General features: G+C 68.6%; 17 protein-coding genes. All 17 read left to right on the top strand.

Annotated features, from left to right (window positions below):
* The first annotated feature begins 95 nt into the window (after positions 1 to 95).
* The 17 genes from ACIPJ2_RS01670 to ACIPJ2_RS01590 all read left to right on the top strand — a co-directional run bounded on the left by ACIPJ2_RS01670 (position 96) and on the right by ACIPJ2_RS01590 (position 24,535).
* Entirely contained in the window at positions 96 to 524 is a 429-nt protein-coding gene (locus tag ACIPJ2_RS01670; RefSeq protein WP_348639033.1) for a type II secretion system protein, read from the top strand.
* Between the two features lie 79 nt (positions 525 to 603).
* Complete coding sequence (locus ACIPJ2_RS01665; RefSeq protein WP_281266028.1) at positions 604 to 2,058, top strand: prepilin-type N-terminal cleavage/methylation domain-containing protein; 1,455 nt, start codon at positions 604 to 606, stop codon at positions 2,056 to 2,058.
* A gap of 8 nt (positions 2,059 to 2,066) precedes the next feature.
* On the top strand, positions 2,067 to 2,759 hold the full coding sequence (locus ACIPJ2_RS01660; RefSeq protein ID WP_402727266.1) for a type II secretion system protein J: 693 nt from the start codon (positions 2,067 to 2,069) through the stop codon (positions 2,757 to 2,759).
* On the top strand, positions 2,756 to 4,663 hold the full coding sequence (locus ACIPJ2_RS01655; protein WP_402727265.1) for a hypothetical protein: 1,908 nt from the start codon (positions 2,756 to 2,758) through the stop codon (positions 4,661 to 4,663). Before ACIPJ2_RS01660 ends, ACIPJ2_RS01655 begins: the two co-directional genes overlap by 4 nt.
* A complete protein-coding gene (locus tag ACIPJ2_RS01650; RefSeq protein WP_402727264.1) occupies positions 4,660 to 5,490 on the top strand; it encodes a prepilin peptidase in 831 nt (276 codons plus the stop codon). Before ACIPJ2_RS01655 ends, ACIPJ2_RS01650 begins: the two co-directional genes overlap by 4 nt.
* 35 nt (positions 5,491 to 5,525) lie before the next feature.
* A complete protein-coding gene (pilM, locus tag ACIPJ2_RS01645; RefSeq protein WP_281266024.1) occupies positions 5,526 to 6,578 on the top strand; it encodes a type IV pilus assembly protein PilM in 1,053 nt (350 codons plus the stop codon).
* A gap of 182 nt (positions 6,579 to 6,760) precedes the next feature.
* Positions 6,761 to 7,306 carry a hypothetical protein gene (locus tag ACIPJ2_RS01640; protein ID WP_402727263.1) on the top strand — a complete coding sequence of 182 codons (546 nt, stop codon included), beginning with the start codon at positions 6,761 to 6,763 and terminating at the stop codon, positions 7,304 to 7,306.
* Positions 7,303 to 8,016 carry a hypothetical protein gene (locus ACIPJ2_RS01635; protein WP_402727262.1) on the top strand — a complete coding sequence of 238 codons (714 nt, stop codon included), beginning with the start codon at positions 7,303 to 7,305 and terminating at the stop codon, positions 8,014 to 8,016. The genes ACIPJ2_RS01640 and ACIPJ2_RS01635 overlap by 4 nt, the downstream gene beginning before the upstream one ends.
* A 229-nt stretch (positions 8,017 to 8,245) precedes the next feature.
* On the top strand, positions 8,246 to 8,797 hold the full coding sequence (locus tag ACIPJ2_RS01630) for a hypothetical protein (RefSeq protein WP_402727261.1): 552 nt from the start codon (positions 8,246 to 8,248) through the stop codon (positions 8,795 to 8,797).
* 102 nt (positions 8,798 to 8,899) lie between these two features.
* A complete protein-coding gene (locus ACIPJ2_RS01625) occupies positions 8,900 to 9,322 on the top strand; it encodes a DUF6121 family protein (RefSeq protein WP_402727260.1) in 423 nt (140 codons plus the stop codon).
* A gap of 64 nt (positions 9,323 to 9,386) precedes the next feature.
* Positions 9,387 to 10,559 carry a hypothetical protein gene (locus ACIPJ2_RS01620; protein WP_402727259.1) on the top strand — a complete coding sequence of 391 codons (1,173 nt, stop codon included), beginning with the start codon at positions 9,387 to 9,389 and terminating at the stop codon, positions 10,557 to 10,559.
* Between the two features lie 369 nt (positions 10,560 to 10,928).
* Positions 10,929 to 11,297 (top strand): 30S ribosomal protein S12, encoded by a 369-nt coding sequence (gene rpsL, locus ACIPJ2_RS01615; protein WP_058728453.1) that lies wholly within the window; start codon positions 10,929 to 10,931, stop codon positions 11,295 to 11,297.
* Positions 11,298 to 11,302: 5 nt separating this feature from the next.
* Positions 11,303 to 11,773 (top strand): 30S ribosomal protein S7, encoded by a 471-nt coding sequence (rpsG, locus tag ACIPJ2_RS01610; protein ID WP_144760634.1) that lies wholly within the window; start codon positions 11,303 to 11,305, stop codon positions 11,771 to 11,773.
* Between the two features lie 97 nt (positions 11,774 to 11,870).
* A complete protein-coding gene (gene fusA / locus ACIPJ2_RS01605; RefSeq protein ID WP_281266018.1) occupies positions 11,871 to 13,988 on the top strand; it encodes an elongation factor G in 2,118 nt (705 codons plus the stop codon).
* A gap of 158 nt (positions 13,989 to 14,146) precedes the next feature.
* Entirely contained in the window at positions 14,147 to 15,334 is a 1,188-nt protein-coding gene (tuf, locus tag ACIPJ2_RS01600) for an elongation factor Tu (protein ID WP_281266017.1), read from the top strand.
* A gap of 175 nt (positions 15,335 to 15,509) precedes the next feature.
* Positions 15,510 to 15,761 carry an antitoxin gene (locus ACIPJ2_RS01595; RefSeq protein ID WP_402727258.1) on the top strand — a complete coding sequence of 84 codons (252 nt, stop codon included), beginning with the start codon at positions 15,510 to 15,512 and terminating at the stop codon, positions 15,759 to 15,761.
* A gap of 257 nt (positions 15,762 to 16,018) precedes the next feature.
* A complete protein-coding gene (locus ACIPJ2_RS01590) occupies positions 16,019 to 24,535 on the top strand; it encodes an isopeptide-forming domain-containing fimbrial protein (protein WP_402727257.1) in 8,517 nt (2,838 codons plus the stop codon).
* The last annotated feature ends 47 nt before the right edge of the window (positions 24,536 to 24,582 follow it).

Raw genomic sequence — 24,582 nt, 5'->3', positions numbered from 1 at the left:
ATGCCCAGAAACCGCCCCGAATACGCTTGCCATCGGCGGCGAGCAAAGCCCCGAACAAAACTCCACCCGACATTCCTGAACGAATGGAAACAACCATGTACTTCGCTCTCATGGGCAAGCTCGACGCTCGCCGCAAGGGTCTCCTGGCCGAAGAGGAGAAGGGCTTCACGCTCATCGAGCTCCTCGTCGTCGTGATCATCATCGGTATCCTCGCGGCCATCGCGATCCCGGTGTACCTCAACGTCCAGAACAATGCCAAGGACGCGACCGTCAAGTCCGACCTCGCGAACGCCAAGACTGCGGTCATCGCGTTCCAGACCGACAAGAACGGCAAGCTCCCGACGACGACGGAGTTCGGTACTTCGGCCACGATGACCCCGTACGGCTGGACCAAGAGCACCGACACGGTCTTCACCTACGTGCCGGCTGCGACGGGTTCGTCTTTCTGCATCTCCGCGAAGGGCGCCACCGCCACTGACTACAAGATCACCGACACCACGGCTGCGGCTACTGGCACCTGCTGATCTGAATGACCTTCCGAGGGGCGGTCCGTCTGTTGACGGACCGCCCCTCGTACGAACACCCCGACTGAAGGAGGTGACCATGTTCCGACGACTGCAGCGCGTCCTGCGTCCGATCGACCCGACCGACCGCGACGCGGGCTTGTCGATCATCGAGGTCATGGTCGCGATGATGGTGTTCGCCGTGATGTCCGTGGGCATCGCCTACGGGATCGCGAACACGCTCCAACTCACGCAGAGCAGTCGAGGACGTGAGACCGCGGTCGCGTTGGCGTCGCAGGACATCGACATGCTGCGGCAGACCGCTGCGGCGTCGACCGCCGGGATCTTCAACGTCGTGAGCAAGGCCGGTACCAGCAACACGAAGACGATCGGTGGGGTCACCTACCAGATCGACCGCGCGGTCACGTGGGTGCAGAGCGACGGCGCGAGCGGCGCGTGCGGAACCTCGAACGGCAAGCTCGCGTACAAGAGCGTGGTCGAGACCGTGTCCTGGCCCAAGCAGGGCAGTGGGATGTCCTCGACAACGGTCACCTCTGCGATCGCACCAAGCGACGCGGTGACCGACCCGGGGTACGGGACGGTCATCGTGTCCGCCGTCAACGCATCGGGCGCCCCGTTCCAGGGCGTCTCGGTGACGATCACTCCGGTGAGCGGCGGTGCAGCGCTCTCGACCGCGCCGCTGCCGACCGACGCGCAGGGCTGTTCCTACGCCGTGAACGTCGTGCCGGGGGACTACTCCGTGACGGCGAACGTCTCCGGCGGGATCGACACCAACCAGGCTCAGCCGTCGACCCAGTCTCCGATCACGGTGAGTGCTGGAGCAAGCTCACCGGTGCCGTTCGTCTACGACAAGGCGAGCCAGCTGACGCTGCGGTACGCGCAGACCTACGGAGCGACGCTCCCGACGAACATGGTCACGGTGCTCTCCAGTTCAGCTGGCGGCCTCGACACGATCAAGCCGTGGGACGTCACGAGCAGCTCGCTCGTCGTGAACTCGGCGTCGACCCCCAACCTCCCCGTGTTCCCGTTCACCTCCGGGTACACCGTTTACGCCGGTCCGTACTCGAACAGCACGAGTGCCAGCACGAGCTGCTTGAGCCCGAATCCGTCGTCCTGGTCGACGCCGAGTCAGACCGGTGCAATCGGCGTGAGCCCGCAGACCGTGAACGTCAGTCCCGGCTCGCCCTCGAACGCGTCGGTGATGATGGGCGTGGCCACGGTCAACGGTGTGAAGAACCGCTACATCACAGCGGTGTCGTCAGCGAACCCCGGAGCAGGCGATCCTGGTTGCTCCGCGGGCATGACGATGAAGTTCCCCGTCACCACCGGTGACTCCGCGACGATCGCCCTGCCGTTCGGAACCTGGACGCTGTACTCCGGAACGAGTTTCGGTTCAACCACCAAGAACGAGATTGCGTCGAACGCGTCGAACGTCAAGCCGGTCACACCGGGCAACGTCAACCAGAAGACCGCCCTCGTCGTCATCAACTACGACAACACGCTGACCCTCGATCCGCGCGGGCAGACATCATGATGCGTTCGATGACCCGGTTCCACCGCGACCAGTCCGGGGTGAGTCTGTCCGAGCTGATCATCGCGCTGAGCATCTCGATGATCGTCCTCGTCGCGGTCGGTGGGTTCTTCACCGCGACCCTCCGCGCCGGTACGACGAACACGACGTCGGATCAGAACGCCCGATCGGCGTCGATCGTGATGAACTCCGTCACCAGGTACGTCCACGCTGCGAGCCTCTTGCCGAAGTCGGACGGGACGTACGCATCGGCGGTCACACAGGCGAGCGGCACACAGCTCACGTTCTACGCCTACATCAACCTCGATGGCAGCAGCACCGACAACCCGGTCCAGGTGCGCTACTCGCTGAACGCATCGAAGCAGCTCGTCCAGGACCAATGGGCCGGCACGGCGTCCGGAGGTTTCTACTCGTTCCCGGCCCCGACCCAGACCCCGAACACGTCAGCCGTCCTCGGTGGCCCCATCGCATCCCCGACGGTCGAGGGTGACCCGTTGTTCACCTATCTCGGGGCCGACGGTGGCGTCCTCCCGACGCAAGCCGACGGCTCGCTCGCGGCGGCACAACTCGGGAAGATCCGGGCCGTGCGCACCAACCTCGAGCTCGGGTCGACCACGGCCGGCGCATCCGGGAACACCCGTATCCAGAACACCCTGTACCTCTTCAATGTGGCGTACGGCACGACGAGCGGAGCGACCCCATGATCCGGTGGATCGGCGAACGCCTCGGGAGAGAACACGGCGACGAACGCGGCATGGTCCTCGCGAACGTGGTCATCTTCGGCACCGTGATGCTGCTGCTGGTCGCGACGATGGTGGCGGTGTCCACCTCGGGCGCGATCAAGTCGGCGGCCGACAGGAACTTCCAGAACGCCATCACCGCTGCGTACGCCGGCTTGGCGGACTACCAGGCCAAGCTCTCGAACGACAACGGCTACGCGCTCTACGGCAACGCGGCGGCACAGTTCAGCAAGTCAAGCGGGTCGACGTTCACCGGCAACGACAACAACGCGGCGTTCACCAACAGCGGTTCGACGTGGGCGCCGGTCGTCGGGTCGTCGGACCAGTGGTACCGGTACGAGGTCGACAACTCGAACTACTCGTCCAAGGGCATCCTCCGCGTGCGCGTCACCGGGAAGTCCGGCGGCAGTGTCCGGTCACTCGTCGCGAACCTCAAGGGCGATGGCTTCATCAACTACCTGTACTTCACGAACTACGAGTCGTCGAACCCGGCGATCTCGGGCAGCTCATGCACGACCGCTTACCAATGGCAGTCAGGCGTCAGCAACAAGTGCCAGGCGGTCCAATTCGCGGGTACGGACGTCCTCAACGGACCGATCCGGACGAACGACGTCTTCACCGCTGCGTGCGCGACGACGTTCAACGGCGCGGTCGAGCAGCACGACACCTCGGTCCGCGCGTCGAGCGGTACGTGCAACGGTACGTTCAACGGAGGTGCGGCGAGTGCAGTGCCGTACCTCGGCTTGCCAGCGCTGAACTCCAACATGTCCCAGGAGACGCGGACCGACATCCCGGCGACCGTTCCCCGTCCCGGCTGCCTGTACACAGGGCCGACTCGGGTCAGCTTCCTCGGGAACGGCAAGATGACGGTCTGGTCGCCGTGGTCGAAGGCGACGCAGGTCAAGGTCGACAGCGTGTCCGGTGCGGTGACGGAAACGAACGACACGGCGAAGGCCGCGGCGCTGTGCGGTGCCGTCGGAGACCTCCAGAGCGCCGCAGGTGCGACGATCTCCACCCTCCCTTCGAACCTCATGTACGTCCAAGACATCCCGTCCGCCGCGAACAACGTGAACACCTGGGCCGCCGGAAGCTACCCGTCCAAGTACACGAACACGTACTGCACGACCACCGTCACCGTGCGCGGCAACGGCTCGTCCAGCACCGCAGGGAACCAGACCTTCAGCAACGGCCAGGGGTACCCAGCGTCCGGAGAGTGGATCAACGGCGGGAGTTCGGGGTCCGGATCCACCTACCAAACCGGGTCGGCGTCGGACACCTACTCCTGCACGGCAGGAGACGTCTTCGTCAGTGGCGCGTTCTCCGGAGCCATGACCATCGCCTCGTCGGGGACGATCTGGGTGACCGGCGACATCACCTACGTCGACGGCACGAGCGACATCCTCGGGCTCGTCGGGCAGAACGCCGTCGAGATCTACAACCCTGCGAAGTGCACCTCGTACCCGACGACGGGCTCCTGGTGGGCCGGGTACGTGACCGACTACTCGCGCTGCAACAATGCGGGCGTCGGACTGCTCAACCGGGTACGGGGCGCCGGCATCACGGTGAGCGCAGCGATCGCGAGCAACGCCGGGACGTTCTGGAACCAGAACTACGACATCGGTCCGCAGCTCGGTGTGCTGAAGGTCGTCGGATCGATCGCGCAGAACTGGCGAGGTCCGGTGGCGACCACAGGCGGCACCGGTTTCTCGAAGAACTACGTGTACGACCAGCGACTCCTGACGACCGCACCACCGAAGTTCCTCCAACCGGTCTCGACGTCGTACGGAGTGACGACGCAGATCGAGGTGCAGTCCGCGTACCAGGTGGACGGTTCGTGCGCGAAGACCACGGCAGGGGTGTGCCGATGACCGCGTCGATGTTCACGGCGGTGCTCGCCGGCGCCTTCGGGCTGGTCACCGGGTCGTTCCTCAACGTCGTGGTCTACCGGGTGCCCGCCGGTCTGTCGGTCGTCGCTCCGGCGAGCGCGTGTCCGAATTGTGGGCACGCGATCCGACGGCGTGACAACATCCCGGTGGTGTCGTGGATCGTCCTCGGTGGGCGCTGTCGCGACTGCGACGTGTCCATCTCGCCCCGGTACCCGATCGTGGAGCTCGGCACAGGCATCCTCTTCGCGGTCGTCGGGCTCATCGCGCTGTCTCCGCTCGAGGCGATCGCTCCGCGCGATGCCGTCGGCCGGGCGGTGCTCCTCGTCGCGTTCCTGTACCTGATGGCGATCAGCGTTGCGCTCGCCCTGATCGATCTCGACACCCACCGTCTCCCGAACGCGATCGTGTACCCATCGGCGGTTGTCCTCCTCGTGCTGTTCGCCGTGGCCTCGGCGCTCACAGGTGACTGGGGTGCCCTCGCCCGTGGGCTGCTGGGTGCGGTCCTCCTCGGTGGTGGGTACTTGGCGCTCGCCGTCGCCGTGCCGGGTGGGATGGGGCTCGGCGACGTGAAGCTCGCCGTCGTGCTCGGTCTCGTCCTCGCGTACCTCGGATGGGGACCCCTCGCAGTGGGAGCTTTCGGGGCGTTCGTCGTCGGAGGTACGGTCGCGATCAGTCTGATCATCTTCCGTCGAGCGCGGTGGCGCGGCGGCTTGCCGTTCGGCCCGTCGATGCTCGTCGGCGCCTGGGTCGGAATCCTCCTGGGTGACCGGCTCATGGGTGCGTACCTCGCCATCCTCGGCGTCGCCTGACCCGACTGTCCACCTCCACCAACGAAAGCAGCATCATGGGCAAGAGCATCGTCGGCCTCGACATCGCGGGGTCATCGATCCGTGCAGTCGAGGTAGCGGACGCAGATCGTCCTCGCCCTACCGTCGTGCGGTTTGCGGAGGTCCCCACCCCGGCGGGCGCGGTGAGCCGTGGCGAGGTACTCGAGCAGAACACCGTCGCGGCCGCACTCAAGCAGCTCTGGTCGATCGGCAGGTTCCGCTCCCGCGACGTCGTGCTCGGAATGGGGAACCAGCGCGTCCTCTCGCGGGATCTGACCGTGCCGCGGGCTCCGCTCGCACAGATCCGTGAGAGCTTGCCCTTCCAGGTCCAGGACATGCTCCCGGTCCCGGTCGGCGACGCCATCCTCGACTTCTACCCGACGGCCGAAGGCGTGAGTGAGTCCGGCCCGGTGCTGCACGGTCTCCTGATCGCAGCGATCAAGGACGCGGTCCTCGCCAACGTGAAGGCCGTCCAGCTCGCCGGGCTCAACCCGGTCGGTGTCGACTTGATCCCCTTCGCCCTCACGCGGGTCGTGGTCGGTCGGCAGCAGCGCAAGGGAACGACGGCGCTCGTCCAACTCGGAGCCGACACCACGAGCGTCGTTCTCGCAACCGACGGCGTCCCGCAGTTCGTCCGCATCATCCCGACCGGCGGCAACGACGTGACGAAGGCGTTGGCTGCGCGGCTCGACATCTCGTTCGAGCAGGCGGAAGCAGTGAAGCGTCACCTGGGGATCGGCCGAGTCGCACAGACACCGGACGACGCCCGAGCGGTTGCGGCGACGTTCGACACCGTGAACGAACTCATGGCAAGTCTCCGGAACACGATCAACTACTTCGTGAACACGCGTCCGGGCGAATCCGTGGCGAGTGTCGTGCTCGTCGGCGGGGGGTCGCGTCTCATCGGCTTCCGTGAAGCTCTTGCGGACTACACGCACCTGCCCGTCGAGATCGGCTCCGCGTTCGCGGCCGCCGGCGTCGGCCGCTCGATCCGTGAGGAAGACATCGCCGTCCACGGCGACACGATCGCGGTCGCCTACGGGCTCGCGGTAGGAGGCAAAGCAGCATGACCAGCACAGAAGTTCGCCCGACGCCCACCCTGAAAGCGGACGATTCGAAACGCCGCGGGCATCGTGACCGCACTTCGGAAAACGCCGCGGCCGTCGGCCTGGAGCCCCGTGTCGACCTCCTGCCCCAAGAGGTCCGTGCCGACCGTCGAGAGCGTGGCATCGCTCGCCGGGCTTGGTTCGGCGTGGTGGTCGCCGGAGCCGCCGTCATGCTCGGTACGGGCGCTGCCGTCGCGCACCAGTTGGGCACGGCGGCAGGACTCGCTTCCGCGCAAGCCGAGACGTCCACCTTGCTCGCGCAGCAGCAGCGCTTCGCCGATGTTCGGACCGCGGAGCAGCAGACGCAGCTGCTCCAGGCCGGGCAGGCCGTCGGCGGCGCGTCCGAGATCGATTGGCACGACACGCTGTCCGAGGTCGAGAGTGTCCTCCCGGACGGCGTCGAGATCAGTGCGATGCGCATCGCCTCTGCAGACTCGGTCGAACCGTTCTCGCAATCAACCGCTGCGCTCTCGAAGTCGCGTGTCGCCACCGTCTCTATCACCGTGAAGTCTTCCGAGATCCCGTCGGTCTCGGACTGGAATGGCAGGCTCTCGTCGCTACGCGGGTACGTCGGGTCCACGATCTCCTCGATCTCGTACGAGAAGGAGACGGCCCGCTACAGCTCGGTGATCGACATCGAACTCGACGACAAGGCCTACGACGGCAAGTACACGAAGGACGCAGACCGATGAGCAAGAACCGTCTCTCCCTCGTCATCGCACTCGTCGTCACCGTGGCAGTGCTCGCCGGTGGTTGGTTCCTCGGTGTCCAGCCGCAGCTCGCACAGGCGGCGAGCAACGGGACACAACAGGAGACCATCGACGCCACCAACGACAGGAACCGCACGGAGCTGGAGCGTCTTGCCAAAGCGAACGAGAGCCTCGACTCGACGAAGGCGGAACTCGCGAAGCTCCAGGCATCGCTCCCGTCCACTGCAGACACCGACCCGTTCGTGGAGTCGCTGAACGGGTTCGCCACGTCGTCCGGCGTGACGATCACGAGCGTGACGATCGGCGACCCTGAACAGTACGTCCCCGTCTCGACCACTGCGGCCGGTACCGCGACGGCCTCTCCGTCGGCTTCGGCGAGTGCGACACCGGCACCCGGGTCCACCGCGGCGCCGACCGCTGCCGCTACCCCGCAGGCGGCCGATCCGCACAGCGATCCGCTGATCACCAGCTCCAACTTCTCCGTGATCTCGGTCACCGTCGCAGTCGATGGTTCGTACGATCAAGCGCTTGCCTTCACGCAGGCGGCGCAGAGCGGGGCGCGGTTGTTCCTCGTCAGCGGCATCGCTGCGACGAGCACGGACGAGAAGCCGCCGATGGAGGCGCAGTCGTGGTCGCTGACCGGCACGATCTACGTGCTCGCCGACTCCGGAACGACCCCCGCGAAGGGCTGACAAGCACCCCCGCCAACTGGGGGAGGAGCCGCCACGCCGAAGCCTCTTCCGTGGCGGCTCCCGCTGTGCGTACGATGCTCCCGATGCCGCGTTCTGCGGCTCGTCACACCCCCTCGGACGGTCGGCTTGAATCGGCCGTTCCTCGTCGTGCCCGGAGTCGCGCGTGTTGTCTGGAATCGTGGAATTCCTCGGATGGTTCGGAGCTGTAACCGTCCTTGCTGGTTACATCTTGTTCTCGACTGGCAAGCTCCCGAACGGCCCGGTCTACCAGCTGTTCAACCTCGTCGGCGGACTCGCGGTGGCGGTCAACGTCGCCGCCCACCACGCCGTCCCGTCGACCATCGTGAACGGCATCTGGGCCGTCGTCGCGGTCGTCGTCCTGGTCCGCATGGCCAGAGCGCGTCGCACGGCGAAGCGGGCCGGTCTCGAGACGCACCACGAGCTCTCGACGGAGCCAGCGGCAACGACCGCGGTGCTGCCCGTCATCGGCCCCGCCGTCCGGCACCACGAGCCGGACGTGACCGACACGGCGGACGCACCCCCGAGCCTCCAGACCGACGTGGCCGACGTGGCCGACGTGGCCGACGTGGCCGACATGGCCGAGTCGGCCGAGCAGGCGACCACCGCGATCACCACTGCCCCCGCCGCCCCCATGACCGAGAGCGTCCCGGTCATCACCGCAGCGATCGCCATCGCCCTCGTGAACGCCGCGCAAGAGCAGCGCCGCGCCGAGCGCAACGAGCAGCACGACCGCGAGCAGCAGGAGCAGCCCGCGAGCTGACCTCACCGAACCACGCAACGGTTCGGTGCGGGATCCCGCCACGACCGCCACCCGGCCCGCCACGACGGAGACCCACGAGGCCACCGGCGCTACCATCGGTCCATGTCCCGGTGGTTGGTGGCGACGATGACGTCGATCCTCTTCATCGCGCTCGTCATCGCCGTGAGCGGGTTCGAGTCCCTCCTCGCCGACATCGCGATCATCTCCCAGACCGACGCGACGCCGTACCTCGGCCCGGCGATGGTCCTCGGCGGCGCGGTGGTGGTGTTCCTCGCGACGGCGTTCGGCATCCCGGACGGCAACCCCGGCGTCACGGGCCTGGTCGCAGCCGCGACGAGCTACCTCGTGATGCTCGGCGTCGGATCGGTCGGCTACGCGCTGATCCGCCAGGACGTCACCGAGCTCCTGGTGTTCCCGGCGGGCTACGCCCTCGGCCCGTTCGTGGTCGGCTCGGTCGTGATCGCGCTGCTCTGCGTGATCGGCGGGATCGCGATGGCCAGGCACCAGACCAAGCAGTCGAACTGACGGCGGTCGCCGGTAGGATATCGGTGCCGCCGGAACAGCGCGGCAGCGAGACCACGGGGGACCGATGAGCACGGACGACACCGCACCGCAGGACGGATGGGGATCCGTCCCACGGGTCGCGGACATCAGCGGCACGCGCGAGGCGCCGGCGCCGGCCACGCGCGAAGCGCCGGCGCCGACGGGTGCTGCAGCAGCGCCGGCACCGCGGCCGCGCAAGCGGATGCGCCGCGGGGCACTCATCGGCATCATCGCGGGCGGAGCGGCCGTGGTGCTGTTGGCCGTCGCGGGCGGGGTCGGCTACTCGGTCGGCTCGAACAGCCACGCACCGGAACGCCAGGTCGAGGCGTTCCTCGACGACCTCCGGTCCGGCAAGGTCGACGCGGCCCTGACCGACGCCGGCATCGAGCACGCGAAGGACGACGTCCTGCTGACCGACGCCGCGTACGCCAAGGCGAAGTCGCGCGTCACGGGGTACCGCATCGCCGCCACGAAGACCGACGGAGACACCGCGACGGTGGGCGCGTACCTGACGCAGAGCGGACGCCAGGTCGCCGCCACGTTCACCCTCGACAAGACCGGCACCGACTGGGGCGTGTTCCCGAAGTGGGAGCTCCAGGCCCCCGACCTCGGATCGGTGGACGTCGTCGTGCAGGCCCCGGCGGGCACCACGGTCGCGGTCGCCGGCCAGAAGGTGACCACGGACAAGACCGGCGGGCTCACCCTGCGTGCGCTCCCGGGTTCGTACGACGTCGCGGTCGACGGCGGCAAGTGGTTCACGGCCGACACCACGACGGCGGACGTCCGCGGGTTCGCCGCGGCGGAGTCGGCGCCGGTCTCGATCACGACGACGCTCACCGACGACGGCAGAGCGGCTGCGACGGATGCCGTGAACGCCTGGGTGGACGGCTGCATCGCCTCGACGTCGACCACCCCGGACGGCTGCAGCTTCTACGCGTACGGCGAGAACCCGGCGAACACCTACACCGACCAGAAGTGGACGCTCGACGCCCGCCCGACCGTGCAGGTGGACGGCTGGCTCGCGGATGGCTGGATGGTCACCACGTCGTCGTACGGCTCGGCGACGTTCACGGCGAACTTCACGGGGCCGGCTGGCTCCGGCACGGCGACGGCCGGTCCGATCAACGTGAACGCCTCCGGCTACATCACGGGCTTCACCGACGCGGGCGCGACGTTCGAGTCGTCGATCGGCAACGGCTCGTCGGACACCGGCTCCTGATCGCTGGTGGTCGCCTCCGTCCCGGACGGGAGGCCCGACCCGCCTCCGCGACGGCAGCACGCCTGAGCACGTGGCGGGCTCCAGGGCGCGCCCCGCGCCCGGCGCGACCGGCCGGCGGACGTGCGTTCGCCGACGGCCGATTCCACGGGCCTCCAGGACGACGCGCCCGGATTGATTTCGCGAGGGTACGCAGGTAGGCTCTTCCGGGTGTGCGCCCTCGGGCGCGCCCGAAAAGTTCGGCAGGTCGACGACCTGATCCGGACAGTCCGCCCCCTGACCACGTCCGCCTGACAGGCGGCCGTTCGCGTGGGCGAGGATGCCGACGGACCACGTCGGCCAGAGAACACGAGCGAAGAACCAGGAGAACAGTTGCCTACTATTCAGCAGCTGGTTCGCAAGGGTCGTACGCCCAAGGTCGTCAAGACCAAGGCACCGGCCCTCAAGGCGAACCCCCAGCAGCGTGGTGTGTGCACCCGCGTCTACACCACCACCCCGAAGAAGCCGAACTCGGCACTGCGCAAGGTCGCTCGTGTGAAGCTCTCGAACGGTACCGAGGTCACGGCCTACATCCCCGGTGAGGGCCACAACCTGCAGGAGCACTCGATGGTGCTCGTCCGCGGCGGTCGTGTGAAGGACCTCCCGGGTGTCCGCTACAAGATCATCCGTGGCGCACTGGACACCCAGGCCGTCAAGAACCGTAAGCAGGCGCGTAGCCGCTACGGCGCGAAGAAGGGTTGAGTTAGATGCCTCGTAAGGGTCCCGCCCCCAAGCGTCCCGTCGTCGCAGACCCCGTCTACGGCGCACCGATCGTCAGCCAGCTCGTCAACAAGATCCTCCTCGACGGCAAGAAGGGCCTCGCCGAGCGCATCGTCTACGACGCACTCGAAGGTGTCTCGTCGAAGAACGGCCAGGACGCCGTCGTCACGCTGAAGAAGGCGCTCGACAACGTCCGTCCGACCCTCGAGGTCCGTAGCCGCCGCGTCGGTGGCTCGACCTACCAGGTCCCGGTCGAGGTCAAGCCGCACCGTGCGAACACGCTGGCCCTGCGCTGGCTGACCTCGTACGCCAAGGCTCGCCGCGAGAAGACGATGACCGAGCGTCTCATGAACGAGATCCTCGACGCGTCGAACGGTCTCGGCGCCGCTGTCAAGCGTCGCGAGGACACCCACAAGATGGCCGAGTCGAACAAGGCCTTCGCGCACTACCGCTGGTAATCCCGGCGTACCTGGCTGATCGGTTCGGGCGCCGTCAGGGCAAGACCCACGGCGCCCGGCCGACCACCATCTCCTACAACTCTTCCGGAGGAACCCTGTGGCACAGGACGTGCTCACCGACCTGAACAAGGTCCGCAACATCGGCATCATGGCGCACATCGACGCCGGCAAGACCACGACCACCGAGCGCATCCTGTTCTACACGGGCATCACGCACAAGATCGGTGAGGTCCACGACGGCGCCGCCACGATGGACTGGATGGCGCAGGAGCAGGAACGCGGCATCACGATCACGTCGGCCGCGACGACCTGCTTCTGGGACAACAACCAGATCAACATCATCGACACCCCCGGTCACGTGGACTTCACGGTCGAGGTGGAGCGCTCGCTCCGCGTCCTCGACGGTGCTGTCGCCGTCTTCGACGGCAAGGAGGGCGTCGAGCCCCAGTCCGAGACCGTGTGGCGTCAGGCGGACAAGTACAACGTCCCGCGCATCTGCTTCGTCAACAAGATGGACAAGCTCGGTGCGGACTTCTACTTCACCGTCGACACGATCGTGAAGCGCCTCGGCGCCGAGCCCCTCGTGCTGCAGCTCCCGATCGGTGCGGAGTCCTCCTTCGAGGGCGTCGTCGACCTGGTCGAGATGCGTGCCCTCACCTGGCGCGGCGACGCCAAGGGTGACGTCCAGATGGGCGCCAAGTACGAGATCGAAGAGATCCCGGCCGACCTGGCCGACCGCGCCGCCGAGTACCGCGAGAAGCTCATCGAGCGCGTGGCCGAGGCGGACGACGAGCTCATGGAGCGCTACCTCGAGGGCGACACCGACTTCTCGGTGGCCGAGATCAAGGCTGCGATCCGCAAGCTCACCGTCAACAGCGAGCTCTACCCGGTGCTCTGCGGTTCTGCGTTCAAGAACCGCGGCGTCCAGCCGATGCTCGACGCGGTCATCGACTACCTGCCGTCGCCGCTCGACGTCCCGCCGATGATCGGCCACGACGTCAAGGACGAGGAGAAGGAGATCATCCGCAAGCCGGATGCCTCCGAGCCCTTCTCGGCGCTCGCGTTCAAGGTCGCGGTGCACCCGTTCTTCGGTCGCCTCACCTACGTCCGCGTGTACTCCGGCCACATCGAGTCCGGTGCACAGGTCATCAACTCGACCAAGGGCAAGAAGGAGCGCATCGGCAAGATCTTCCAGATGCACTCCAACAAGGAGAACCCGGTCGACGCGGTCACCGCCGGTCACATCTACGCGGTCATCGGCCTGAAGGACACCACCACCGGTGACACCCTGTGCGACCCGCAGGACCAGGTCGTCCTCGAGTCGATGACCTTCCCGGAGCCCGTCATCGAGGTGGCGATCGAGCCGAAGACCAAGGCTGACCAGGAGAAGCTCTCCACGGCCATCCAGAAGCTCGCCGAAGAGGACCCGACGTTCCGCGTCGAGCTCAACGCCGAGACCGGTCAGACGACGATCAAGGGCATGGGCGAGCTCCACCTCGACATCCTGGTCGACCGCATGAAGCGCGAGTTCAAGGTCGAGGCGAACGTCGGCAAGCCCCAGGTGGCCTACCGCGAGACCCTCACCAAGACCGTCGAGCGCTACGACTACACCCACAAGAAGCAGACCGGTGGCTCCGGTCAGTTCGCGAAGGTGCAGATCGCGCTCGAGCCGATGGAGGTCACGGCGGAGAAGGTCTACGAGTTCGAGAACGCCGTCACCGGTGGTCGCGTGCCTCGTGAGTACATCCCGTCGGTCGACGCCGGTATCCAGGACGCCATGCAGGTCGGTATCCTCGCCGGGTACCCGACCGTCGGTGTGAAGGCCATCCTCAAGGACGGCCAGGCGCACGACGTCGACTCGTCCGAGATGGCGTTCAAGATCGCCGGCTCGATGGCCTACAAGGAAGCGGCTCGCAAGGCCGGTCCCGTCATCCTCGAGCCGATCATGGCCGTCGAGGTCCGTACGCCCGAGGAGTACATGGGCGACGTCATCGGTGACCTGAGCTCGCGTCGTGGCAACATCGCCGCGATGGAGGACGCTTCCGGCGTCAAGGTGGTCCGCGCGAGCGTGCCGCTGTCCGAGATGTTCGGCTACGTCGGGGACCTTCGTTCGAAGACCTCCGGTCGTGCCGTCTACTCGATGACGTTCGAGACCTACAACCAGGTCCCGTCCAACGTCGCCGAGGAGATCGTCGCGAAGTCCAAGGGGGAGTGACGCTCTTCCGAGCGTGCTCTCCACAGGCGGGGGCGCCCGGCGACGGGCCCCTCGCCACCAAGTAAAGTAAAGACACACACACCGCGTGCCAACGGTTCGGCATCCCTGACAGGGGTGCTCCCGGGGGTCTCGCATCCGAGTCCTGAGGAGGACCCACAGTGGCCAAGGCCAAGTTCGAGCGCACCAAGCCGCACGTCAACATCGGAACCATCGGTCACGTCGACCACGGCAAGACCACGCTCACGGCGGCGATCACCAAGGTTCTGCACGACCAGTACCCGGACCTCAACGAGGCCCGTGACTTCGCTCAGATCGACAACGCTCCCGAAGAGCGCCAGCGCGGCATCACGATCAACATCTCGCACGTCGAGTACCAGACCGACAAGCGCCACTACGCGCACGTCGACGCTCCTGGTCACGCCGACTACGTGAAGAACATGATCACCGGTGCGGCCCAGATGGACGGCGCGATCCTCGTGGTCGCCGCCACCGACGGTCCCATGCCCCAGACGCGTGAGCACGTGCTGCTCGCTCGCCAGGTCGGCGTGCCGTACATCGTCGTCGCGCTGAACAAGTCCGACATGGTCGACGACGAGGAGATCCTGGAGCTCGTCGAGCTCGAGGTCCGTGAGCTCCTCGGCTCGCAGGAGTTCGACGAGGACGCCCCCGTCGTGCAGGTCTCGGCGCTCAAGGCGCTCGAGGGCGACGAGAAGTGGGTCAAGTCCGTCCAGGACCTCATGGCCCAGGTCGACGAGCACGTGCCGGACCCGGTGCGCGCCACCGACCAGCCCTTCCTCATGCCGATCGAGGACGTCTTCACGATCACCGGTCGTGGCACCGTCGTCACCGGTCGCGTCGAGCGCGGCGAGCTGGACCTCAACTCCGAGGTCGAGATCGTCGGCATCAAGCCGACCCAGAAGACCACGGTCACGGGCATCGAGATGTTCCGCAAGCTGCTCGACAAGGCAGTCGCCGGTGACAACACCGGTCTGCTCATCCGTGGCCTCAAGCGTGAGGACGTGGAGCGCGGCCAGGTCGTCGTGAAGCCGGGTTCGGTCACGCCGCACACCGAGTTCACCGCGAACGCGTACATCCTGAACAAGGAAGAGGGCGGTCGTCACAACCCGTTCTACGCGAACTACCGTCCGCAGTTCTACTTCCGCACCACGGACGTCACCGGCGTCATCACGCTGCCCGAGGGCACCGAGATGGTCATGCCCGGCGACACCGTCGCGATGACGGTCGAGCTGATCCAGCCGATCGCCATGGAAGAGGGCCTCCGCTTCGCCATCCGTGAGGGTGGTCGTACGGTCGGCGCCGGCACGGTCGAGAAGATCATCAAGTAACTTCTGGTTCCTTGCGTCAGCGGGGTCGGACCTTCGGGTCCGGCCCCGCTTTCGTCGTTGCCGGGACGGTGCTGCGTGCTGCGGACAGATCGCGCACGGTCGGGCAACATGTCTCGCAAGCGGCCGGACCACCCGGCCATCGGATGGCCGGGACCCCGGCCGACAGGGAGGCACCATGGCCGGCTTCGACGACATCCAGAAGAACGTCTCCGCGAAGGCGCAGGAGGTCACCGACAAGGCGAAGGCCTTCGTCGACGAGAACAAGGACAAGATCGAGGAGGCCGTCAAGAGCGAGAAGGTGGAAGAGGTCTCGGACAAGATCATCCACGGGCTCGCGGACGGCCTGAAGAAGGTCACCGGCGGGAAGTTCGACGACAAGATCGACGACGCCGCCGCGAACGTCGACAAGCACGTCGGCAACGAGTAGCCCCGCGCCGACTCTTGCGACCCCACACCCGTCCGGCTCTCGCCGGGCGGGTGTTCGCGTCCCTCGGACGGCGGACAACGGTGTACCCCGATCTGGGTGCATCGGTCCGTCTGCGTGCTCGATACCGTGGAGTCGCGGGACCGCCCTGGGTCCCGCGGTGACCCGAACACCCCCTCAACGCTGCTCGACCCTGCCCGGTCGACGGCGCGGTCTGCTGTGCCTCGCGTCATCCGACGACGACTCGAGAGCACTCTCCGATGCGACTGTCCCTCCTGCCCGCACGCCCCCGATCCGTGGCGATGGCGGTGGTGATCGCCCTGGTGACCGGGCTCCTCGCGGTGTTCGCGATCGCGCAGCCCGCATCGGCGGCCTCGACGGTCACCGTGACCGCGAAGGCCGACGACTCGGTCCTGAGCGGGGCGCCGGCGACGGTGACGCTCACGGCGAAGAACACCGCCGACGCCTCCGGGGGGACGGACCTCTACAACCTCGGGTACTCGTACACGCTGCCGGCCGGCGTGACCTACGTCGCGGGCAAGGCGACGGCGGACGGCACGGCGCTCCCGGATCCGAGCACGACGACCCTCGCCGACGGCGGAACGCTCCTCGTCTTCTCGAACGTGTCCGACCTGGTCTCGGGCGACCAGAAGTCGATCGCGTTCCAGGTCACCGCGTCCGACACGGTCTTCCCGGTGGGCACGTCGTTCACCGGCACGGCGCAGATCGCCGTCAACAGCGACGCACGCAACATCCCGACGTTCGACGCCACCGGGGCTCCGGCGACGAACACGTCGAACTCGGCGACGGCGACCTCGAACCCGACGTCGATCTCCGCGATCCGCATCACGAAGGCGGAGGGGAGCCCCGAGAACGAGCTCGTCCGCGGCGTCCACGACCACCCGATGGTGTACACGCTCACCGTGCAGAACACCGCGACGGCTCCGAGCACGGACGTCACGGTGACGGACCTCCTGCCGGCGGGGCTGGAGTTCCTCGGCTGCGGCACGATCGACAACACGACCTCGGGGCCCGAGTACGAGGGTGCGCCGTCGCTGCAGTCCGCCACGGCGGCCGGCGCCACGGGCGAGTGGGACCAGAGCGCCTGCCTGACGCCGCAGAGCGTGACCACGGTGGACGACGTCGCGGGACAGAACGGCAAGGTCTTCACGAAGGTCGTCTGGTCGATCCCGACGTTGACGAACACCCCGGTCACCATCAAGTACCTCGCCGCGGTGCCGCTGTTCGAGAACACCATGTCGTTCAGCGGGCAGGGCACGGGCAAGCCCGCCGGGGCCGTGTCGGCACCGGCCGCCACCGACCTGCACGACGAGGCGAACCTCGACAACAACAACGGCCCCTCGACCCGTCAGGACACCGCAGACACCACGTCGAACGGCCGCGGGCAGGAGAACACCGTCGTCGCCGCCGGGACCTACACGGGCAAGGTCGGCGGGACGGCGACCTCGGCACAGTCCGCGAGCGCCGCACTCACCGTCGAGGCGATGGACCTCGCCGTGGCGAAGTCGGTCACCACGCCGGCCGATGGCTCCTTCGCGGCCGGCAAGTTCGCGACCTACTCGCTGGACGTGCGGGCGAGCGAGTACGAGTCGTCGGCGGGCATCACGTTCACCGACACGCTCGGCGACGGACTCTGCCCCGCGTTCCCGACTGGTACGCCCACCACGGGGACCTTCCCCGCGGACTGCACGCTCTCGATGAACGCGTCGCTGGACCAGCAGATGACGAACGCCACCGTCGACCGTGTCGCGTACGACGCGGCCACGGGGAAGTTCACGATCTCGTTCCACATCGCGGACATGGCGGCAGACGGCGTGACGACCGTCCGCTACCAGGCGCTCATGCGGACCGCCTACTCGGTCACGGGCTCCGGCGGGCCGACGTCCGCCGGTGACTCGTTCGACAACACGGTCGCGATGACGGGCACCTCCACCGGTGTCCACGGCGACAGCGGCGACACGAAGGTGGTCGACGACTCCCGTGCGTCCATCACGTCGAAGGCGCCGGTGATCTCGAAGTCCGTCCTGCCGCGGAGCGCGAGCGACGGCGTGACGAGCTCCGCCGACTGCACCGCCGACGGCCGGCCCGGCTCCTACGTGACGACCACCCCGAGCGACGCCTTCCAGCTCGGGGACGTGGTCTGCTTCAAGCTGCAGGTGGACTTCCCGGCCGGCGTGCAGAGCCGCAACGCGACGATCACCGACATGCTCCCCGTGCACACCACGGCCGGCAGCAGCTGGGACGAGGACACCGACTGGTCCTACGGGACGGAGAGCACGGTCCCGGAGTCGGACGTCGCCCTGAAGTCCTCGTCGTCGACGATGGGTGCGTTCGCGATCGGGCACACTGTCTCCGGCGCGAGCGGCACGTACGTGGACGGTGACACCGACGGTGCACGGGTCGTGCTCTACGTCGCCGCGCGCATCACCTCGCAGGGCTCGAGCGCGACGACGGTCGACCTCGCCGACAACCTCATGAAGGTCGCCCAGCAGAACACCGCCGGCGCCGTGACGAGTCTCCGCACCTCGGTCGGCTACGCCGTGGCCGGGACGCCCACCGCGACCCTCGCGAAGGACATCGTCGACCCCGACGGTGCGGTCACGAACCCGTCGACGACGACGGAGGGCGCGACGCTGCACTACCGCCTGACCGTCGGCAACGAGCCCGCGACGGGGACCAGCACGGCCATCGGTGACGTCACCGTGTGGGACGCGCTTCCCGTCGGCGTCGAGTGTGCTGCCGTCGCCGCGATCTCGGACGACGGAGTCTGCGGTCCGGCTCCGACCGGCGCCGCGTCGCAGTACGCGTCCTCGCGCTACCTCCGCTGGACGATCCCCTCGATCGACGCCGCTGCCACGACGGCGCTGACGTACGACCTGACCGTGCCGACCCCGGGGTACGTCGGCACGGCGTACGCCAACACGGCATCGGTCACGAGCTTCACGACCACGACGAACGCGGACACGACGACCACCTGGATCCCGGCGAAGACCGCTGGGAGCACTTTCACCGCGACGCCTGGGGCAGGGCAGGGGACTGCGCCGAACGCCGATGCCTCGCGAGCCGTGTCGATCCCGGCCGTGGCGGTCGAGAAGCGCGGGAGCGCGGTCGCCGACTCCACGACGAACCTCTCCGGTGACACCGCGGCACCCGGGCAGGGCGTGACGTACACCTACTCCGCCACCGTCCCGGCGCACACGAGCGTCGGCAACGGCGCGCTCAGTGACCCGTTGCCGACCGGCGTCTCGACGACGTCCGCGAGCAGCTGGACCCTGACCTTCCCGGACGGCAGCACGATCACCGTGCCGGCTTCGGCGCAGTCGACCGACGTCGACGGGACCTACGCCGGACAGACCTTCACGCTGACCGGGACGGGGAACACGCTCGGTGCCGGTGCCGTCGTCTTCCCCACGACCTTCGACAACGCCGGGGACTCGACCGCGATCTTCTCCGTGACCGCGTCCGGGCTCGTGGTGACGAAGGGGGTCGGGAAGTACGACGCGTCCGGTACCGCCCCCGGCACGGTCACGAACACGGCGACGTTCTCGTCGAAGCCGGCCGACGGTACCCCGTCGACGAGCACCGCCGCGAAGACGATCGCGGTCCAGCCCCCACAGGTCGGCATCACGAAGACCAACAACCTGGGCGGCCGGACCGTCGCCGGTCGGGACACCGTGACGTGGACGCTGACGGCGAAGAACACCGCGTCCACCGCGGACGCGCGGTCGACCGTGATCGCGGACTGCTTCCCCGACGACCTCACCCTCACGAGCAGCTCACGTGCCGAGAGCACGCCGACGGGCGCGCAGCGGAGTGCACTGGGCTCCTGTCCGACCGGCACCACGCTGCACACGTGGTCGGTGGGCACCCTGGCCGCCGGCGCCTCCGCGACGATCACCGTCACCGCGACGGTGGGGACGGCCGCCCCCGCCGGACGGCAGTACGTGAACACCGCCAGGGTCCTCGCGTCCAGCCTCGACACCGACTACGCCACGGCGAACACGTCGTTCGTGCAGGTCGGGACCACGACGAACACCGTGACCGTGTCCGGACCGTCCATCGCGAAGACGCTCACCGCGCCGACGTGGAACGCCACGACCGGGGCCGGCACGGGCACCGCGACGACGAACCCCGCGAGCAAGAACGCGCTCCCGATCCGCGGGGGCGACACCGCGACCTACCGCATCACCGCGACCGTCCCGGCGAACGTCGCGATGTACGACGGCCGGATCACGGACACCCTGCCGAAGGGCATGACGGCGGTCGGGACCCCGACCGCGACCGCGAGCGACTCCTCGGTCACGGTCACCCCATCGGTCGCCTCCGGGACCGTCACGGTGCGGATCTCCGACATCGCGTCGGGGCTCGGCGCACCGCTGACGATCACGGTCGACGTCCCGGTGCGGGTCGGTGCCGGTCAGTCGTCCGGCACCGCGTACTCGAACACGGCGAAGCTCGCCTACGACCGGGCGGCGAAGGGCGCCGAGCCGACCGACGCATCGACGACGTCGAACCAGGCGAACGCGACCGCGGTGACCCCGTCGCTCGCGATCGCGAAGTCGGCGACGGTGGCCGGGCAGACGACGACCACCGCGAAGGCCGAGCCGGGCCAGGACATCACCTACGCGGTGACGGTCTCGAGCTCCGGTTCGCCCGCGTACGGCACGAGCGTCACCGACTGCGTGCCGGACGGCATCGTGGTCGACCCCGCACGGATCTCCGGCGGCGGCACGCTCAGCACCGACGCGAAGTGCGGCGGCGGCGTCATCACCTGGCCGAGCACGACCTTCGGCACCGGTTCCACGACCACGTACACGTACCACGCCGTGCTCGCCGAGGACGCGGAGCTGACCGGTGACGCCCTGGTGAACACCGCCTCGACGGGCACGTACACCTCGCTCCCGGACGGTGACGGCGGCTCGTACGGCCCGACCACCGCGAGCGCGTCGGTGACCCCGTCGTTCCCGTCCGTCGCCGTGGCGAAGTCGAACGACACCGCCGGCGGGCTGTCCTACCTCGGCGTCCCGTCCGACTTCACGGTGACGTTCACGAACACGGGCAGTGCCGCGACCTCCGTCGCCGCGCGAGACGTCCTGCCCGACGGGTGGAGCTACGACGCCGGGAGCTCGACGACCGCCAGGAACGGAGGCGCCAGCACGGCAGCTCCCGACCCGTCGGTGGCCGGGACCACGCTCACCTGGGCGGACCTCGGGGCACTCGGGACGAACGAGACCCTGACCCTGCACTACCGCGCGACCCCGACGACGGCCGCCGCGACCGCGGCGGGCACGGCGACGAAGCACACGAACCACGTCACCGCGACGATCACGGACGCCTCCGGCGGCACCGGGTACGACGGCGGCGCCGGCTCGTTCACCACCTACCCGAAGCAGCAGGACGGCACGAAGGGGACCGACGCGACCGCGACCGCCTCGATCGCCGCGGCCGACCTGTCGATCGCCAAGAAGGCGACGACCGCGGACGTCGTGGCCGGCGCGACGACGGCGAAGGCCTGGACGATCGTGGTCACGAACACCGGCGGGGACGCCGCTCACGGCACGACCGTGGTGGACACCGTCGCCGGGCTCCCGGACGGTGCGACCCTGCGGTTCTCCGGCTCGGGCTGGACGTGCACGACGACCGGTACGGACGAGCAGACCTGCGTCAACGGCGCTGTGGTCGCGTCGGGCTCGGCGTTCCCGGAGCTCGACGTCGCACTGACGCTGCCCGCCGACGCCCCGCTCACGGCGATCCGCAACAGCGCGACGATCCACCAGGGCACCGGCCAGACCTTCGACCCGAACGACGCGAACGACTCGGACTCGGCGAGCACCACCCCGGTCGCGATCGCGGACCTCGCGATCACGAAGACGGCAGCAGCCGACCGGTTCACCGCCGGTGGGATCGCGACGTGGACCCTCTCGGTGCAGAACGTCCGTGACCCGGCCGAGCAGAGCGTCTCCGACGCCCGCGGCACCGTCACCGTGACCGACACGCTGCCGAGCACCGTGCGGCTCGAGCAGGTGACCGTCGCGGACGACAGCGGGTGGACGTGCGACACCGACGGCAACACCCTGACCTGCACCCGTGACGGCCTGGCGAACGGGACGACCGCACCGCCGATCACCGTCGCGGCGACGGTGCGGCCGGACACGACGGCGTCGCAGACGATCGCGAACACCGCCCGCGTCGCCGTCGACCCGTCGACGACCGACCCGAAGGCGTCGAACGACGTCAGCAACACGAGCACCCCGGTCGACGACACCACCTCGCTGACGATCGCGAAGGCGTTCTCCAGCGACCGCCTCGTGGCGGGCGAGCCGGCGGACTGGACCATCACGGTCCGGAACACCGGCACGGCCGACGCGCGGAAGGTCGTCGTGACCGACGCGCTCGAGTCGGGGACGAGCCTCCAGGGCGGGTCCCAGACCGACGGCGACTGGACCTGCACGTCGGACGACACGGTCTCCTGCGTGCTCGACGGCACCCTGCGTGCCGGGACGTCGTCGTCGTTCACCATCACGGTGACGACGCCTGCCGGCCTCTCCGGCACCCTCGCGAACACGGCCGTGGTGCGGTCGGACAACGCGGCCACACAGACCGCGAGCACCTCGAGCGCCGCGACGCAGACGGTCGGACTGCGGGTCACGAAGACCGCGGACGTCCAGTCGGTCGACGCCGGTGAGGACGTCACCTACACGATCCAGGTCGCGAACCCGGACGGGCCGTCCGACCTGCCGGCGGGCGACGCGACCACCCCGAGCGTCCGCGTGCAGGACACGCTGCCGGTCGGTGTCGAGTACGTCGGGCTGACCGACGGGACCGCCGCGCACTGGACCGTGGAGTCGAACGTCGACGGCGTCCTGACCCTCGTGAGCACCGACGGCATCGCCGCTGGTGCCACCGATCCGGACACCATCGGCGTCGTGGTGCACGTCCCCGCCTCGTTCCGTGGCTCGTCCATCGTGAACACCGCCACCGCCGCGCCGGTCACCGCGAAGGGGGAGACCGCGCACGACGACGCGACCGTCGACGTCACCACCTCCGCGGACCTGTCGATCACGAAGACCAGGACCAGCGCGGCCACGGCCGACGCCGGTACGGACGTGACGTACGACGTGACCGTGACGAACGCCGGCCCCTCGGACGCCCAGCGCGTCACGTGGACCGACTCGGCTCCGGCCGGGATGACCGTGACCGCGGTCACCACGGACGACGACGGGTGGCAACAGGGCGCCGACCCGACCTCCTGGTCCACCGGCACGCTCGCATCCGGTGCATCCGCCACGTTCCACGTGACGGCGGCGATCGCCTCGGGGACGCCAGCCGGCACGCTCAGGAACACGGCGACGGTCTCGTCGGGGACGGACGACCCCGACCCCTCGGACGACACCGCGGGGGCTGACGTCGACGTGACCACGCACGCCGCGCTGACGCTGTCGAAGACCCCGGTCGACCGGACCGGGTCGACGGACCGTTCCACGACGACCACTGCCGGCGCCCAGCAGGTCTGGTACCTGCAGGTGCGCAACGAGGGACCGTCCGACGAGCAGCCGGACACCGTCGTCACCGACCAGCTGCCGGAGGGCATGCGGTTCGTGGCCGCGGAGTCCGACGGTGCGGCCTGGACGTGCGACGGCACCACGGACACCACCGTCGTGACGTGCACGCTGGGGTCGACCGTCCTGGCGGGTACCGACGCGCCGGGACTCTGGCTGACCACGGCGATCGCATCTGGCTACACGGCCGGTGCGATCGAGAACCGCGCGGCGATCACCGCGCAGGGCACGCCGGAGCCGATCGGGACGAACGGTGGGACCGCGGTGGCCCCGCTGCCCGTCGCCGCCGTGGCGAACGTGCAGATCAGCATCGGGCAGAGCGGGAAGGCCGTCATCGGGAAGGACCTGCCCGAGACGGTGCAGGTCCGGAACGCCGGGCTCTCCGACGCGGCGGCCGTCACCGCGACCTACACGTTGCCGAAGGGCCTGACGTACGTCTCGACCGAGGCGGATCCGGCCTGGACGGTCACCGGGGTCGTCACGAACGCCGACGGCAGCACGACGGTGTCGTTCGCGCTGAGCGGCACGCTGCCGGCCGGCACGCTGGCGCCGGCGATCACGGTGCACCAGACGCCGACCGCTGCGGCGTACCCCGGCGTCACGCCGACGGCGACGGTCGCGACGACGACCACCGAGACGACGTTGGCGGACAACGCCGCCGACGACGAGCTCGCGGTCCAGCCGCTCTCGAGCCTCTCCGTGACGAAGACGCACACCGGCGAGCTGGTCCGGGGGAGCACGGTCGGGTACACGATCACGGTCAGGAACGCCGGGCCCACCGAGGACCCTGGCCCCGTCGTGGTCACCGACGCACTGCCGACGGGACTGTCCTTCGTGAGCGTCGACGACCGCGCCGCCACCTGCACGACGGGATCGACGGTGTCCTGCACGCTCGACGAGCCGCTCGCCAGCGGTGACCGGATCGCGATCCAGCTGACCGTCCGGGTCGCCCCGGACGCCCCCGACCGCATCACCAACGTCGCGACCGTCCGGTCCGCGACGACGCAGGTGACCGGTGCGGTCGCGACGGATCCGCTCCGCGCGAGCGACCCGGCTCCGGTCCGCGCCTACCCGCAGCCCCGTGAGCTCGCGTTCACCGGTGCGGCGGGCCTGGGGCTCGGTGGAGCGCTCGCGTTGCTCGCGCTCTCGGTCGGCCTGCTGCTGCTCCTGCTCCGCCGCCGACGCGACGCACGATGACGGAGCGGCGGGCGGCGACCGAGCGGCGGGCGGTGACCGCCTGACGG

The sequence above is a fragment of the Curtobacterium sp. NPDC090217 genome (genome assembly GCF_044746705.1).
In the GTDB taxonomy this organism is placed as follows: Bacteria; Actinomycetota; Actinomycetes; order Actinomycetales; family Microbacteriaceae; genus Curtobacterium.
The sequence above is the reverse complement of the archived record's forward strand: the minus strand, read 5'-3'. Positions and strand labels throughout refer to the sequence as shown.